The organism is Streptomyces aureocirculatus, assembly GCF_000720475.1.
GTDB classification, from domain to species: Bacteria; Actinomycetota; Actinomycetes; order Streptomycetales; family Streptomycetaceae; genus Streptomyces; species Streptomyces aureocirculatus.
Window position 1 is genome coordinate 17636 of sequence record NZ_JOAP01000012.1, and the last position, 14736, is coordinate 32371.

The 14736-nt window shown below is 68.1% G+C and carries 10 protein-coding genes; 2 read left to right on the plus strand and 8 right to left on the minus strand.

Annotated elements, in window-relative coordinates:
- Positions 1-25: 25 nt before the first annotated feature.
- From IG78_RS0113370 to IG78_RS0113405, 8 genes are all read right to left on the minus strand, one after another.
- The gene (locus tag IG78_RS0113370; protein WP_030562595.1) at positions 26-1642 is read right to left on the minus strand and encodes a peptide ABC transporter substrate-binding protein; all 1617 of its coding nucleotides are present in this window, start codon (positions 1640-1642) and stop codon (positions 26-28) included.
- 183 nt (positions 1643-1825) lie between these two features.
- Positions 1826-2974: an ABC transporter ATP-binding protein gene (locus IG78_RS0113375; protein WP_030562597.1), complete on the minus strand. Its 1149-nt coding sequence runs from the start codon at positions 2972-2974 to the stop codon at positions 1826-1828.
- Positions 2967-4025, minus strand: coding sequence for an ABC transporter ATP-binding protein (locus IG78_RS0113380; protein ID WP_030562599.1), 1059 nt, complete (start codon positions 4023-4025; stop codon positions 2967-2969). Before IG78_RS0113380 ends, IG78_RS0113375 begins: the two co-directional genes overlap by 8 nt.
- Before the next feature lie 11 nt (positions 4026-4036).
- Positions 4037-4993 carry an ABC transporter permease gene (locus IG78_RS0113385; RefSeq protein WP_030562601.1) on the minus strand — a complete coding sequence of 319 codons (957 nt, stop codon included), beginning with the start codon at positions 4991-4993 and terminating at the stop codon, positions 4037-4039.
- Positions 4986-5915 (minus strand): ABC transporter permease, encoded by a 930-nt coding sequence (locus tag IG78_RS0113390; RefSeq protein WP_030562603.1) that lies wholly within the window; start codon positions 5913-5915, stop codon positions 4986-4988. The genes IG78_RS0113385 and IG78_RS0113390 overlap by 8 nt, the downstream gene beginning before the upstream one ends.
- Positions 5916-6003: 88 nt before the next feature.
- On the minus strand, positions 6004-7626 hold the full coding sequence (locus IG78_RS0113395) for a peptide ABC transporter substrate-binding protein (protein ID WP_030562604.1): 1623 nt from the start codon (positions 7624-7626) through the stop codon (positions 6004-6006).
- Between the two features lie 517 nt (positions 7627-8143).
- Positions 8144-10051, minus strand: coding sequence for a translational GTPase TypA (typA, locus tag IG78_RS0113400; protein WP_030562606.1), 1908 nt, complete (start codon positions 10049-10051; stop codon positions 8144-8146).
- Positions 10052-10412: 361 nt separating this feature from the next.
- A complete protein-coding gene (locus IG78_RS0113405; protein ID WP_063760749.1) occupies positions 10413-12797 on the minus strand; it encodes an ABC transporter family substrate-binding protein in 2385 nt (794 codons plus the stop codon).
- Positions 12798-13471: 674 nt separating this feature from the next.
- Between IG78_RS0113405 and IG78_RS0113410 the strand changes: the two genes are divergently transcribed.
- Positions 13472-13795: a hypothetical protein gene (locus IG78_RS0113410; RefSeq protein WP_030562610.1), complete on the plus strand. Its 324-nt coding sequence runs from the start codon at positions 13472-13474 to the stop codon at positions 13793-13795.
- Between the two features lie 95 nt (positions 13796-13890).
- A complete protein-coding gene (locus IG78_RS0113415) occupies positions 13891-14724 on the plus strand; it encodes a hypothetical protein (RefSeq protein ID WP_030562612.1) in 834 nt (277 codons plus the stop codon).
- Positions 14725-14736 lie beyond the last annotated feature (12 nt).

The window sequence follows — 14736 nt, forward strand, 5'->3', positions numbered from 1 at the left end:
GTAGCTGGGTGGCCGGTGGCCGGGGTCAGTCGGCCTTGATCTTTTCGTAGACGGGCACGCTGAACTGGTTCAGCGCGACGTCGGAGACGCGGTCGGAGTAGCCGGCGCTGCCGTTCTGGTACCAGAGCGGGATCGCGGCCATGTCCTTGGCGAGCACCTTCTCGGCGTCCCGGAAGGTGGCGACGGCCTTGGCGGTGTCGGTCTCGGCGTTGGCCCGGTCGACGAGCTTGTCGAACTCCTCGCTGGAGTACTTGCCGTCGTTGGAGGGCGCGTCGGTGTAGTACACGGGTGCGAGGAAGTTCTGGATCAGCGGGTAGTCCATCTGCCAGCCGGCCCGCCAGGCGCCGTCGAGCTTCTGCTGGGATGCCTTGCTGCGGTAGTCGGCGAACGTGCCGATGGGGTTGCCGACGCAGGCCTTGTCGTTGCCGAGGGCCCTGTTGATGGAGTTGCAGACGGCGTCCACCCACTCCTTGTGCGAGCCGGTGTCGGAGTTGTACGAGACCCGCAGGGTGCCGCCGGGGATGCCACCGCCGTCCTTGACCAGCTTCTTGGCCCGTGCGGCGTCGTAGGTGCAGGCGTCGCCGCAGACGCTGTCGCTGTAGCCGCCGTCGTCGCCGAGCACGGGCGAGGTCCAGTCCTTGGCGGGGGTGCGGGTCTTCTGGAAGATCGTGTCGGTGATCTGCTCGCGGTTGATCGCCATGGACAGGCCGCGGCGGACCTTGTCCATGCCCGCCTTGTTCCACTTGCTGTCGTAGAAGGGGAAGGCCAGCGTCTGGATGATGCCGGCGGGGGTGTTGATGTAGCGGTCCCCGAGGTCGCTCTTGACGTTCTTGAGCTGCGACGCGGGCACATCGTCGACGAGATCGAGATTGCCCGCCATGAGGTCGGTGTAGGCGCTGTTGTTGTCGGTGTAGACCTTGAGGTCGACGCCGCCGTTCTCCGCCTTGTCGTCCCCGCTGTAGCCGTCCCACTTCCTGAGCTCCATCCTGGAGCCCTTCTGGTACGACTTCACGGTGTACGGGCCGTTGCCGACCGGCTTGGCCAGCCAGGCGTCGCGGTTGTCGAAGAAGGCCTTGGGCAGCGGGGCGAAGGCCGGATAGCCGAGGGTGTCGGGCCAGGTGGAGAACTTCTGTGTGAGCTTCACCGTGAAGGTCCGCTCGTCCACGGCCTTCAGCCCGGACAGGGTGTCGGCGGTGGCGTCCCCCTTCTCCGGGTGGACCTTGTCGTACCCCTCGATGTACCCGAAGAAGTAGGAGTTCTTCTGGTTGTTCTTCAGGTGCGCGCCGTAGTTCCAGGCGTCGACGAACGACTTGGCCGTGACCTTCTCGCCGTTGCTGAACTTCCACCCGTCCTTGATCTTGACGGTGAAGTTCTGCGAGTCCTTGGTCACGATGGACTCGGCGATCATGTCCTTGGCCTCGCCCGTCTTCGGGTCGTACCGCTTCAGACCGCGCACGATCATGTCGAGGACCTTGCCGCCCTGCACCTCGTTGGTGTTCGCGGGTTCAAGGGGGTTCTGCGGATCCCCCCAGGAGGACCCCACGATCCCGGAGCCGCCGCCACCGCCGCCCCCACAGGCCGTCGCCGTGAGCGCGACGGCCACCGCACATGCGGCCCACTTGGCCTGCGTGGCTCCACGCATGGCTTGCCTCCTTGGAGTGATCCGTGACACGTATCGCTAAATATCGCGTCAGAACGCTCCAACCGCACATTTGCCCCACCCGTATGAGCAACGCAGACCCGTATGAGCAACGCAAAAGAGTGGCCCTCCGGAATCCGGGGATTCCGGAGGGCCACTCCGTCCTGCGTCGGGTCCGCGCGCGCGTCAGGCCGCGTGCACGACGTCCTTCTCCTCCGCGAAGTGGCACGCCGACTCGTGGGCGGCAGGGGTGTCCTGGTCCACGAAGCGCTCCGGGATCGCGAGCAGCGGGACCTCCTGCGCGCACTTGTCCTGCGCCTTCCAGCAGCGGGTGCGGAAGCGGCAGCCCGACGGCGGGTTGGCGGGCGAGGGCACGTCACCGGTGAGGATGATGCGCTCGCGGCCCTCGCGCGCCTCGGGGTCGGGCACCGGCACCGCGGAGAGCAGCGCCTGCGTGTACGGGTGCGTCGGGTGGTCGTAGATCTGCTCGTCGGAGCCGATCTCCGCCATCTTGCCGAGGTACATCACGCCCACGCGGTCCGAGATGTGCCGGACGATCGACAGGTCGTGCGCGATGAAGAGGTAGGACAGGTTGAACTCGTCCTGGAGCTTCTCCATCAGGTTGATGACCTGGGCCTGGACGGACACGTCCAGGGCCGAGACCGGCTCGTCGCAGATGATGATCTCGGGGTTGAGCGCGAGGCCGCGCGCGATGCCGATGCGCTGGCGCTGACCGCCCGAGAACTGGTGCGGATAGCGGTTGATGTACTCCGGGTTCAGGCCGACGACGTCCAGGAGGTCCTGGACCTTCTGGCGCCGCGAACCCTTCGGGGCCACCTCCGGGTGGATCTCGAAGGGCTCCCCGATGATGTCGCCGACCGTCATGCGCGGGTTCAGCGAGGTGTAGGGGTCCTGGAACACCATCTGGATGTTGCGGCGCACCGCCTTCAGCGCGCGCCCCGACAGCTTGGTGATGTCCTGGCCCTTGTAGAAGACCTCGCCGGCCGTCGCCTGCTCCAGGGTCATGAGCAGCTTGGCCACCGTCGACTTGCCGCAGCCCGACTCGCCCACGATGCCGAGCGTCTCGCCCTGGTAGAGGTCGAAGGAGATCCCGTCGACCGCCTTCACCGCACCGATCTGGCGCTTGACGATGACGCCCTGCGTGAGCGGGAAGTGCTTCACCAGGTTGCGCACCTGGAGGATCGGCTCACCGCGCTCGACGGGGGCCTCGATGGCGGCCACCGCCTCCTCGGGCGTCTCCGCGTCGACCGTTTCCACCTCGGAGACGTTCGGCGTGGCGTCCGTCGGCTCGTCGTTCTTGGGGACCTCAGCCATGGATCGTCTCCTTCCAGAAGTGGCACGCGCTGCCGCGGCCCGCGAGGTCCGTGCCGTCCCGCTCCGTGACGGGGACCAGCGGCGGCACCTCGGTGCGGCAGATGTCCTGCGCCTTCGGGCAGCGCGGGTTGAACGCGCAGCCGCTCGGGATCTTGAGCAGGTTGGGCGGCAGGCCCTTGATCGCGTAGAGCTCGGAGCCCTTCTGGTCCAGGCGCGGGATCGAGTCGAGCAGACCCCGCGTGTACGGGTGCGCCGGGCGCTTGTACAGCTCGTGCACCGGCGCCGTCTCCACGATCCGGCCCGCGTACATCACCGCGATCTTGTCGGCGACGTCCGCGACCACACCCAGGTCGTGGGTGATGAGGATGAGCCCCATGTTGTACTCGCGCTGGAGTTCCGCGAGCAGGTCCATGACCTGGGCCTGGACCGTCACGTCGAGGGCCGTGGTGGGCTCGTCGGCGATGATCAGGTCCGGCTCCAGGGCGAGCGCCATCGCGATCATGATGCGCTGGCGCATACCGCCGGAGAACTGGTGCGGGTAGTCGTTCACCCGCTCCTTGGCGGCCGGGATCTTCACCCGGTCCATCAGCTCGACGGCCTTGGCCTTGGACTGCTTGCGGCTCATGCCCTCGTGCACCCGGAACATCTCGCCGAGCTGGTAGCCGACGGAGAGCACCGGGTTCAGGGACGAGAGCGCGTCCTGGAAGATCATCGCGATCTTGCGGCCGCGGACCTTCCTGCGCTCCTCGTTGGACATCTTCAGCATGTCCTGGCCCCGGAAGACGATCTCGCCCTGCGGGATCTTTCCGGGCGGCATGTCGAGGATGCCCATGATGGCCTGCGCGGTCACGGACTTGCCGGAGCCGGACTCACCGAGCACGGCGAGCGTCTCGCCCGCGTCCACGCTGTAGTTGACTCCGTTGACGGCCTTGACCACGCCGTCGCGGGTGTGGAACTCGACGTGCAGATCCTTCACGTCGAGCAGCCTGCCGCTCTTTTCCCCGCCCGAGCGGGGGGCGGGGACGTCCGCAGGTTTGTCGATGATGGTCACGTACGCCTCCCTCAGCGCAGCTTCGGGTCGAGGGCTTCGCGTACCGCGTCGCCGAGCATGATGAACGCCAGCACGGTGATGCTGAGCATTCCGGCGGGGAAGATCAGCGTGTGCGGGTTGTTCCTGATGTCCTGCGTCGCGTCGGAGATGTCGGCACCCCAGGAGACGGCGTCACTGGCGAATCCGAGGCCCAGGTACGACAGCGTCGACTCCGCGACGATGTACGTGCCGAGGGCGATGGTCGCCACCACGATGACCGGGGCGACGGCGTTCGGCAGGACGTGGCGGAAGAGGATCCGCTTGGTGCCGGCACCGAGGGCCTTGGCCGCCATCACATAGTCCGCGTGCTTGGTCGTGATGACCGCACCGCGCATGACACGCGCGATCTGTGTCCAGCCCAGGAACGCGAGCGCACCGGTGATCACCCATACGTCGCGGTCGGTGAAGGCGTTCAGGACGACCATCGCGCCGAGCAGGAAGGGGATGCCGAAGAACACGTCGGTGATCCGGGAGAGCAGGCTGTCCCAGAAGCCGCCGAAGTAGCCCGCGAGCATGCCGACCAGACCGCCGAACACGGTGACGAGCAGCGTCACGCCGAGACCGACCATCACGGAGTTGCGCGCCCCGAAGACCACGCGGGCGTAGATGCTGCGGCCCTGGCGGTCGTACCCGAACCAGTCGTCCTGGAAGAAGTGGCCGAGTTGCGGTGAGCCGAGGAAGTTGTTCGTCAGATCGCCGCTGCCGGGGTCGGCGCTGGTGAACAGGCCCGGGAAGGCCGACACCAGCAGCACGAGCAGGATGAGCAGGCCGGAGATGACGAACAGCGGCCTGCGCCGCAGGTCCCGCCAGGCGTCGCCCCAGAGACTGCGGGCACCGCCCACCTCTCCGGCTTCGGCGGCCTTGCCGCTCGGCGGAGCGAGCGCCACCTCCGGCTCGTCCGCGGCCGGGGACTTCATCAGATCAGGCATAACGGATCCTCGGGTCCAGGACCGCGTAGAGCAGGTCGACGAGCAGGCTGGCGAGGAGGTACACGATGACGAGGACGGTCACGATGCCCACGATGACCGCGCCCTCGCGTCGGCTGATGCCCAGGTAGAGGAGGTTGCCGACGCCCGAGACGTTGAAGATGCCCTCGGTGATGACCGCGCCGCCCATCAGGGCCCCGATGTCCGTACCGAGGTAGGTGACCACGGGGATCAGGGAGTTGCGCAGCAGGTGCCGGGAGATGATGCGGCGCCGTGGCAGGCCCTTGGCGACGGCGGTGCGTATGTAGTCCGCCGACCGGTTCTCCTTGATGGAGGTACGGGTCAGCCGGGCCACATAGGCGAGGCCGACGAGGCCGAGCACGAGGGCCGGCAGCATCAACTGCTGGAAGCTCTCCGAGTCCTGCACGGTCGGTTTCACCCAGCCGAGTTCGTTGCCGAAGATCAACTGGAAGCCGAGGCCGAACACGAAGATCGGGACGGAGATCACGATGAGCGTGAAGAACGTCACGGTGGTGTCGATGATCCGGCCGCGCCGCACACCGGCGATCACACCGAGCGTGATGCCGACGACCAGCTCGAACGTCCAGGCCATCGCGGCGAGCCGCATCGAGACCGGGAACGCCTGCGTGATCTCGTCGAGGATGGGCCGGTTGCCGGCGATGGTGTTGCCGAAGTCTCCCTGGAACAGACCCTTCATGTAGTGCAGATACTGCTCCCACAGGGGCAGATCCAGACCACGGTCGTGCTTGATCTGCGCGACCTGTGCCGGGTCCGGCGGCTTGTCTCCCCACAGCGCCTTCACCGGGTCACCGGGAAGGGCGTTCACCATCAGGAAGATCAGCAGGGTTGTCCCGATGAAGACCGGGATCATCTGGAGCAGTCGCCTCGCGACGTAACGCCCCATAGTGGTGCCTCCGTCCATTGCGGAGCCGCCCGGAAGCGACGCCCGGGATCGCCGGGCGTCGCTTCACGGTGCGCAGCTCCGGCGACTGCTACTTCTCGAAGACCTCAACGTCGGAGAGGATCGGGTCACCGGCCTGGTCGAACTCGATCTTCTTCACGTTGTTCGAGTAGGCGGAGAGCGTCTTGTTGTACCAGAGCGGGATGCCCGGGAAGCTGTTGACCAGCTCCTTCTCGGCCTTCTGGTACAGCTCGGCGGACTCGTCGATCGTCTTCGCCTTGTCGGCCTCGGCAGTCAGCTTGTCGAACTTCTTGTCCGAGAAGCCGCCCTTGTTGCCGTCGACACCGGTGCCGTAGAGGTCGGCGAGGAAGTTGCCGTTGAACGGATAGTCGAGCACCCAGCCGGAGCGGTACATCGACTTGACCTTCTTCTGGTCCCGGATCTCCGTGTCGGCCGCGAAGTCCGTCACCGCGTCGCCGGTGCACTTGACACCGGTGGCCTTGGTGATGGAGTTGCAGACCGCGACGACCCAGTCCTTGTGCGGCTGGTCGGCGTTGTACTGGATCTGGATCTTGTTGCCCGGGACACCGCCGCCGGCCTTGATCAGGTCCTTGGCGCCCTTCGGGTCGAACTTGCAGTACTTGCCGCAGGCGTCGTCCTGGTAGCCCTTGACGCCCTTGGCGACCCAGCCGGTCGCGGACTCACGGGTGCCGTAGAACACCGTCTTGGCGATGGTGTCGCGGTCGATCGCCATCGACAGGCCCTGGAGGACCTTGATGTCGGCCTTCTTCCACTGCGGCGTGTAGAAGGCGAAGTTGACCGTGTTGAGCGCCGAGTAGTCGGAGACGATGGCGCGGTCACCGAAGTCGTTCTTGAAGTTGGCGAGCTCGCTGTTCGGCACGATCGGCATCGTGTCGACGTTGTCCGACTTCAGGTCGGCGTAGGCCGCGGTGTCCTTGGTGTACGCCTTGAAGTCGATGCCGCCGTTCTTCGGCTTGTCCGCGCCCTTGTAGCCGGGCCAGTTGCGGACCGAGATCATCTTCTTGCGGTCCCACTTCTGGAACTTGTAGGGACCGTTGCCGACCGGGGCCTCGCCGTACTTCTTCGGGTCCTTGATGGCGGCCTCGGGCAGCGGGAAGAAGGGCTTGTAGACCAGCTTGTACTGGTAGTACGGGATGCCGTTCTTCAGCGTGATGGTGAAGGTGTTCTCATCGACGACCTTCAGACCGGACATGGCCTTCTTCTTGGCCTTGCCCTTGGCCGGGTGGACCTCGTCGTAACCGACGATGTCGCGGTACCAGGCACTGTTCTGCTGGCCGTTGGCCGGGTCGGCGGCCCAGTTCCACGCGTCCACGTAGGACTTGGCGGTGACGGGCGTGTTGTCGTGGAACTTCCAGCCCGGCTTCAGCTTGACCGTCCACACCTTGTTCGCCTTGTCGGGCGTGACCGACTCGGCGTTCTCATAGGTGATGTTGCCCTGCTTGTCGTAGTGGACGAGCCCCGTGAAGAGGGCGTCGATGACGACGCTGCCGTACGCCTCCATGGTGTTGGACGGCTGCAGCAGGTTCTGCGGCTCACCGTTGGCGTAGCTGACGATCCCCTTCGGGTCGACCTTGCCGCTGCCCTTATCGTCGTCGCCGCCGCCACAGGCAGTAGCGGTCAGCGCCACAACGCCGGCTATGGCGACCCACTTGGCGCTCTTGGCACCACGCATGGGGTTCCTCCTCATGAGTCCACTTGTTCACTACAAGAGGGGGTACGAGAGACCGTGCCGACACCCCTGACGGCGAAGATCGAGTACCCCAGTGTGCTCGTGAGTCGGCGCTCCCCACAGCGCGTGACCCATTGACCCGAGCTATACGCGGTCAACTATTAGCCATGAGGTACGGCCCGACCACACCCTTTTGGTCTCGGTTCAATCACACCTGCCACGTACAACTTCCAAAATCCGGACAAACCGATCCTAGATAGATGGTTGCGAAACGGACGTGTTACACATCTAACGGTCAGTTGAGTCCGTATACCGGACAGATCGGCAGCGAAAACCGGTTGCCGCGAGGGCGTTGACGTCTCCTGGCGTCGGTGGGCCGACGCTCACGGTAGCGCCAGGCACAAACGCGAGAGGCCGGGTTCCCCCACTCCGGAGAGTGCGGGAACCCGGCCTCAGGGGTCCTCAGAGGCCCTCAGGAGTCACCGGCGCATCGCCGAGGACCCAGGGGGCCGCCGCGGGCTCAGTTGTGCTTGGCGCGCGACGCGGCGCGGCCGCGCTCCTTCTGGTCAAGGACGACCTTGCGGATGCGGACGGCCTCCGGGGTCACCTCGACGCACTCGTCGTCGCGGCAGAACTCCAGGGACTGCTCAAGCGACAGCTTGCGCGGCGGCACGATCGCCTCGAAGGAGTCGGCGGAGGCGGAGCGCATGTTGGTGAGCTTCTTCTCCTTGGTGATGTTCACGTCCATGTCGTCGGCGCGGGAGTTCTCGCCGACGATCATGCCCTCGTACACCTCGGTGCCGGGCTCGGTGAACAGCACGCCGCGCTCCTGGAGGTTCGTCATCGCGAAGGCGGTGACGGCACCGGCGCGGTCGGCGACCAGGGAGCCGTTGTTACGGGTCTTCAGCTCGCCGAACCACGGCTCGTGGCCCTCGTGGATGGAGTGGGCGATGCCCGTGCCGCGCGTCTGCGTCAGGAACTCCGTACGGAAGCCGATGAGGCCGCGGGACGGCACGACGAACTCCAGACGGACCCAGCCGGAGCCGTGGTTCGACATGTTGTCCATGCGACCCTTGCGGACGCCCATGAGCTGCGTGACGGCGCCCATGTGCTCCTCGGGCACGTCGATCGTCATGCGCTCGACCGGCTCGTGGGTCTTGCCGTCGATCTGTCGGGTGACCACCTGCGGCTTGCCGATGGTCATCTCGAAGCCCTCGCGGCGCATCTGCTCGACCAGGATGGCGAGCGCCAGCTCACCGCGGCCCTGCACCTCCCAGGCGTCGGGGCGCTCGGTTTCGAGGACGCGCAGCGAGACGTTACCGATCAGCTCGCGCTCCAGGCGGTCCTTGACCTGACGGGCGGTGACCTTGCGGTCCTTGACGGCCGCCTTGGCGTCCGCGCCCTTGCCGGTGCCACCGCGGCCGACCAGCGGCGAGGTGTTCGTACCGATGGTCATGGAGATCGCGGGCTCGTCGACCGTGATCAGCGGCAGCGCGATCGGGTTCTCCGGGTCCGCGAGCGTCTCGCCGATCATGATGTCGGGGATACCGGCGACCGCGCAGATGTCACCCGGGCCCGCCTTCTCGGCGGGCTTGCGGGTGAGCGCCTCGGTCATCATCAGCTCGGTGATGCGGACGCTGGAGATCGAGCCGTCCCGCTTGATCCAGGCGACGGTCTGGCCCTTGCGCAGCTCGCCCTGCTCGACGCGGAGCAGCGCGATACGGCCGAGGAAGTTGTCGGCGTCCAGGTTGGTGACGTGGGCCTGGAGGGGCGCGCTCTCGTCGTACTCGGGCGCGGGGACGTGCTCAAGGAGCGTGGTGAAGAACGGCTCCAGGCTGGTGCTGTCCGCCGGGACGGTGCCGTCCTCCGGCTTGGTCAGCGAGGCCACGCCGTCACGGCCGCAGGCGTAGACGATCGGGAACTCGATCTGGTCCTCGTCGGCGTCCAGGTCGAGGAACAGGTCGTAGGTCTCGTTGACGACCTCGTCGATGCGCGAGTCGGGGCGGTCCGTCTTGTTGATGCAGAGGATGACGGGCAGCCGCTGCTGAAGGGCCTTGCGCAGCACGAACCGGGTCTGCGGCAGCGGCCCCTCGGAGGCGTCCACGAGGAGGACGACCGCGTCCACCATCGACAGACCGCGCTCGACCTCGCCGCCGAAGTCGGCGTGGCCGGGGGTGTCGATGATGTTGATGGTGATGACGTCGCCGCCATCCTTCGGGTGGTACTTGACGGCCGTGTTCTTGGCCAGGATCGTGATGCCCTTCTCACGCTCCAGGTCGTTGCTGTCCATCATGCGGTCGTCGAGGGACTCGGCGGCGTGCGCGGCGAAGGAGCCCGCCTGCTTGAGCATGGCGTCGACGATGGTCGTCTTGCCGTGGTCGACGTGGGCGACGATGGCTACGTTACGAATGTCGTGGCGCGTGGGCATGCGAGGTGCGCTTCTCCCGGGAGGCTTGGAGGCGACGCGTACGTCCATTTCGTACGCGTGCACTGCCGGGCAGACGTGCCACGGCCTTACCCCATCCTACGGGTCCTCGCCGGGAGTGCCTCGCCGGGGGCGTTCCGCGGTGTCTCGCCGGGGGCGTTCCGCGGTGTCTCCGGTGAGGGTGTTTTCGGTGGCCGGGGTCGTTTTTCGCGGCCTTCGGCCTGCTCGTCCTCAATCGCCGGACGGGCTCTTCTTTCGCGGCCTGCTCGTTCTCAAGCGCCGGACCGGCTCTCAACGCGCCGCCTTCGGCCTGCTCGTGCTCAGGCGCCGGACCGGCTCTTGTCGCCGCCTTCGGCCTGCTCCCTCAGTCGCCGGACGGGCTTGCGGGTGCCTTCGCGCCTGCCTTCAGGAAGCCGATGTCCTGGTAGACGGGGGTTTCGAAGCCGAAGGCGCCCACGTTGGCTAGCTGGGGGCGGGCGGCCACCAGTTGGGGGCGCTGGTAGAGCGGGATGGAGCCTGCCGCCGCCCAGATCCGGGCGTCGGCCTTCTTCACCAGGGCGCGGTTCTCGTTCTCGTCCAGCTCACCGAGCGCTCGATCGAACAACTGATCGATATGGTCGGTGCCGACGCGGGTGTAGTTCTGCTCGACGTTCAGGGAGCCGTCCGCCGCGGGGACCGGCTTGGCGAAGATCGGGCGGGCGTCGGTGGCGGGGAAGGCGGAGGCGGGCCAGGAGTAGAGCGCCAGGTCGTACTGGCCGGACGCGATGTGGTCCTTGAAGTAGCTCTCGTCGGCGACCTTGGCGATCTCCGTACGGACCCCGATGCGCTGCAGCATCCGCGAGATGCGGTCCGCGACACCGCGCAGCGGCTCCGAGCCCGCGCCGGAGGGGAGCACGAAGCGGAGGGTGAGCGGCTTGCCGTCCTTGGCGAGGGGGCCTTTGGCGGCAGCGGCCTCGGGGGCGGCGGTGCCCTTGGGGGCGTAGGCCCCCGGGGCCCCGCCCTGAGCCTGCTTCTCACCCTTGGCCTTCGCCTTGTTCTCCGCCTTCGACCTGGACTTCTCGCCGGGGTCCTTCTTTTGCTCCTTGTCGGCTTCGCGCCGTGCGCCGAGGGTGTCGGCCTGGCGGAGCAGGACGGACTCCTGGTAGGCGGCGGCGTGGGTGGGAGAGAGCACGGGGGTGCCGGTGTCGCCCGGCTTGTGATCGTCTTCGCCGACGATGTACGTGCCGTCGTCGGAACCGGAACCGGAACCCGACCCGGACTCGGAGCCGGACCCCGACCCGGACTCGGCCCCTGACCCGGCCTCGCCTCCCGCCGTCTTCTCCTCTTCGTCCTCGCCCGCCCGTTCCTTGGCGGTGCCCTTCTCCTTCTTCCCCGTGACGGCGCCGGGGGTCCACCCGGCGTCGGCGAGGAGGGCTCGGGCCTCGGCGGCGTCCTGGTCGCCGAGAGCGCCGCTGTTGTCGGCGTACGCCTCCTGCCCGGCGAGCGCGAGGTGGCTGCCGACCGGCTCGGCGGGCAGGCCGAGGGGCTTCAGAACCGTTTCCGCGAGTTCGCCGCGGTCCAGGGCGCGGGCGACGGCGCGGCGGACGCGGTCGTCGGCGAGGGGGCCTTCGGAGCCGTTGAGGGCGAGCTGGGTGTAGGCGGGTTCGAGGGACTTGCGGACCACGTAGCCGCGCAGGCCCGCCTGCTGCTCGACGTACCGGGCGACGGCCTTGCGGGTCTTCTTGCGGGCGCGCTGTTCGGTGTCCGCGGCCTCCTCGTCGGAGCCGTGCGCGATCGCCCAGGAGCGCAGGGCCCTCGCGGGTGTGAGCCGCGCGCCGGGTCCGTGCGCGAGCCCGCCCTGGGCGTCCTTGTTGTCGCGGGCGGCGAGGGCGATGCGGTTCGCCTCGCCGGCGTCGATGTCGGCGAGGTCGACGCGGCCTTCGGCGAGGGCCGCGGCGCGCTGGCTCCGCGGTACGGAGCGCAGGACCAGCTTGTCGAGCTTGGCGGGGCGGCCCCACCAGCGCGGGTTCCGCTGGAGGGTGATCCGGCCCGCGGAGCGGTCGACGCCCTTCAGGGCGAAGGGGCCCGCGGTGACCTTGAGCTTGGTGCGCGCGCCGTCGTTGAAGGAGTCGGGGGTGCCCATGACTTCCTTCGGGTAGAGCGGCGAGAACAGGGACCGCCAGTCCGCGTAGGGCTTGTCGAAGGTGACGCGCACCTCCAGGTTGTTGCCGCCGCGCTCGATCTTGCCGATGCGGTCGTAGCCCGCGTTGCGGGCCGTCCAGTACGCGCTGTCCCTGCCGGACAGGGCGCGCCACTGGGCGGCGAAGTCGTCGGCGCCGATCTCGCGGCCGTTGCCCCAGACCGCCTGCTGGTTCAGCTTGTAGAGCACGACCTGGCGGGGTTCGCGCTCGACGACCTCCGCGGACTCCAGGAAGTCGGGGTTGCGCTGGGCCCTGCCCTGGGCGTCGATGCGGTACATCGACGGCAGTACGGCGCCCGCGACGCGGGTGGTGGTGGCGTCGGCGTCGGACTGGAAGGCGTTGAAGGTCTCGGGGAGCGCGTCGACGGCCCACTTCATGGTGGCGCCGTCGGCGATCAGGTCACGGGTCGCGGGGGCGATGTCCTGCCCGGCCGTCGGGGTGCTCGGCTCGTCGCCCGCGCCGCACCCGGTGAGGGCGGGCAGCGCGAGGACTCCGGCGGCGAGGAACACGGCGGAGCGGGCCGTGGCCGCCGGGCGGACCGGTCGCGGCCTGGCGCGGTCGTGGGGCATGACGGGTACCTCCGGGGGTTGCCCGGGCGCGCACCGCCCTGCCGGGACGGATGAGGGGCGGGGGTGTGGCGGCCGGATCTGATGACGTGGCGCCTTGCATATGTGCGCACTTGTGCACGGTTGGCGGTATTGCAAGCAAATATGGAGTTGATCACATCTATCGCCTCCACTGAAGGGGACGGGGTGACGGGGGTGGGCGCGACACGGCGGCGACGGCGCGGAAGCCACCCGTGCGGCGCAACTCCCCGGGGCGGGGTGGCTCTCCTGGCGGGGCTTGCCCGGGGGGCGGGGTTCCCTCCCGGCGGGGCTTGCCGGAGGGCGGGGCTTGCCCGGGGGGGGCGGGGTGCCCTCCCGGCGGGGCTTGCCCGGGGGCGGGCTGCCCTCCCGGCGGGGGCGGGGTTTGCCGGAGGGCGGGCGCTTGCCGGAGAAGGGACGGCGTACGCCCCCGTGGTGACCGGAACGCTCCCGCGCCGCAGATCGCGCTCCGCGCTCGTCCTCAATCGCCGGACGGGCTCTCTTCCGCCGGACGGGCTCTTCCCCGCCCACACCCCCGAAGGGGGCGAATCGGCGCGCATGGCTTCCCAAGCGGGATGTGACGCGCGACACTCGCAGGCGCATGAGCGTTTTGCGTGAGCGCAGCCACCGCACCCGCACCCCCTAAGCGAGGGCAAGTCATGGCTCTGCACGACGATCTGACGGCCATTCAACACTGTGTGGACGAGCTGGTCCGCACGGTGGGCAGGGTCGAACAGCGGGCCGGCACCGAGCTGGCCGGCGTCGACTTCCGCCGGGTCCGCATGGACACCGACCATCTGCGCGAGAGCGTCGCCCTGCTGCGCGCCGCCGCCGACACCACCGCCACGACCCCGTCATCACCGACCGCGCCCGCGAAGGCCCGCCCCGACCTCGTCACCATCCCCGACACGCCGTACGACCGTTCGCTGTGGACGGACTCGGACGACGAGGGCCTGGGCGCCCGCGACCGGCACGCGCCGTAGCCCCCCCGCACACCGGAACCGGAACCGGGCCCGAGCCCGGTCCGGACAAGCGGCGCCCGCCGCGATCCGCACGTCGACGAAGGAGTGGAGCCTCGTTGGCCACTGGCACGGAACCCCATCTGAAGAAGGGCACGGCCCCCGGCGGCGTACGGCACGGCACGCGCGCCGCGATCGCCGCTGCCCATTTGCGGACGGACCGCTGGTGGCTACAGCCCGCCGCGACCGCCGCCGGACTGCTCGCCTTCGTCGTGTACTCGACGTGGCGGGCGTTCGCGAACGCCGACTACTACGAGGCGCCCTACGTCTCGCCGTTCTACTCGCCGTGTCTCGCCGACAATTGCGAGCCGATGCGGAACGGCCCCAACTGGGAGATCCTCGGGAGCTGGTGGGGGCTGAGCCCCGCCCTGCTCATTCTCATCTTCCCGCTCGGATTCCGCCTCACCTGCTACTACTACCGCAAGGCCTACTACCGCGGTTTCTGGGCGTCACCGCCCGCCTGCGCGGTCGCCGAGCCGCACGCCAAGTACACGGGTGAGACGCGTTTCCCGCTGATCCTGCAGAACATCCACCGGTACTTCTTCTACGCGGCGGTGCCGGTCGCGGGGATTCTTACGTACGACACCGTGCTCTCCTTCCGGAACGAGCACTACGAGTGGGGGCACGCCGGGCTCGGCACCCTGGTGTTCGTCGTGAACATCACCCTCATCTGGGCGTACACCTTCTCCTGCCATTCCTGTCGGCACATCGTCGGCGGAAAGCTCAAACACTTCTCGAAGCATCCGGTGCGCTATCGGATGTGGCGGTGGGTCGGCTGGCTGAACGGCCGGCACATGCTGCTCGCGTGGGCCTCCCTGATCAGCGTCGCGCTCGCGGACTTCTATGTGTATCTCATCGCCTCCGGCGCCTTCGACGACCCGACCCTCTTCTAGCGGAACAAAGGG

Coding starts and splice junctions, on each gene's coding strand:
- IG78_RS0113405 (WP_063760749.1), bottom strand. CDS start 12,797: ATGCCCCACGACCGCGCCAGGCCGCGACCGGTCCGCCCGGCGGCCACG.
- typA (WP_030562606.1), bottom strand. CDS start 10,051: ATGCCCACGCGCCACGACATTCGTAACGTAGCCATCGTCGCCCACGTC.
- IG78_RS0113370 (WP_030562595.1), bottom strand. CDS start 1,642: ATGCGTGGAGCCACGCAGGCCAAGTGGGCCGCATGTGCGGTGGCCGTC.
- IG78_RS0113410 (WP_030562610.1), top strand. CDS start 13,472: ATGGCTCTGCACGACGATCTGACGGCCATTCAACACTGTGTGGACGAG.
- IG78_RS0113395 (WP_030562604.1), bottom strand. CDS start 7,626: ATGCGTGGTGCCAAGAGCGCCAAGTGGGTCGCCATAGCCGGCGTTGTG.
- IG78_RS0113390 (WP_030562603.1), bottom strand. CDS start 5,915: ATGGGGCGTTACGTCGCGAGGCGACTGCTCCAGATGATCCCGGTCTTC.
- IG78_RS0113375 (WP_030562597.1), bottom strand. CDS start 2,974: ATGGCTGAGGTCCCCAAGAACGACGAGCCGACGGACGCCACGCCGAAC.
- IG78_RS0113385 (WP_030562601.1), bottom strand. CDS start 4,993: ATGCCTGATCTGATGAAGTCCCCGGCCGCGGACGAGCCGGAGGTGGCG.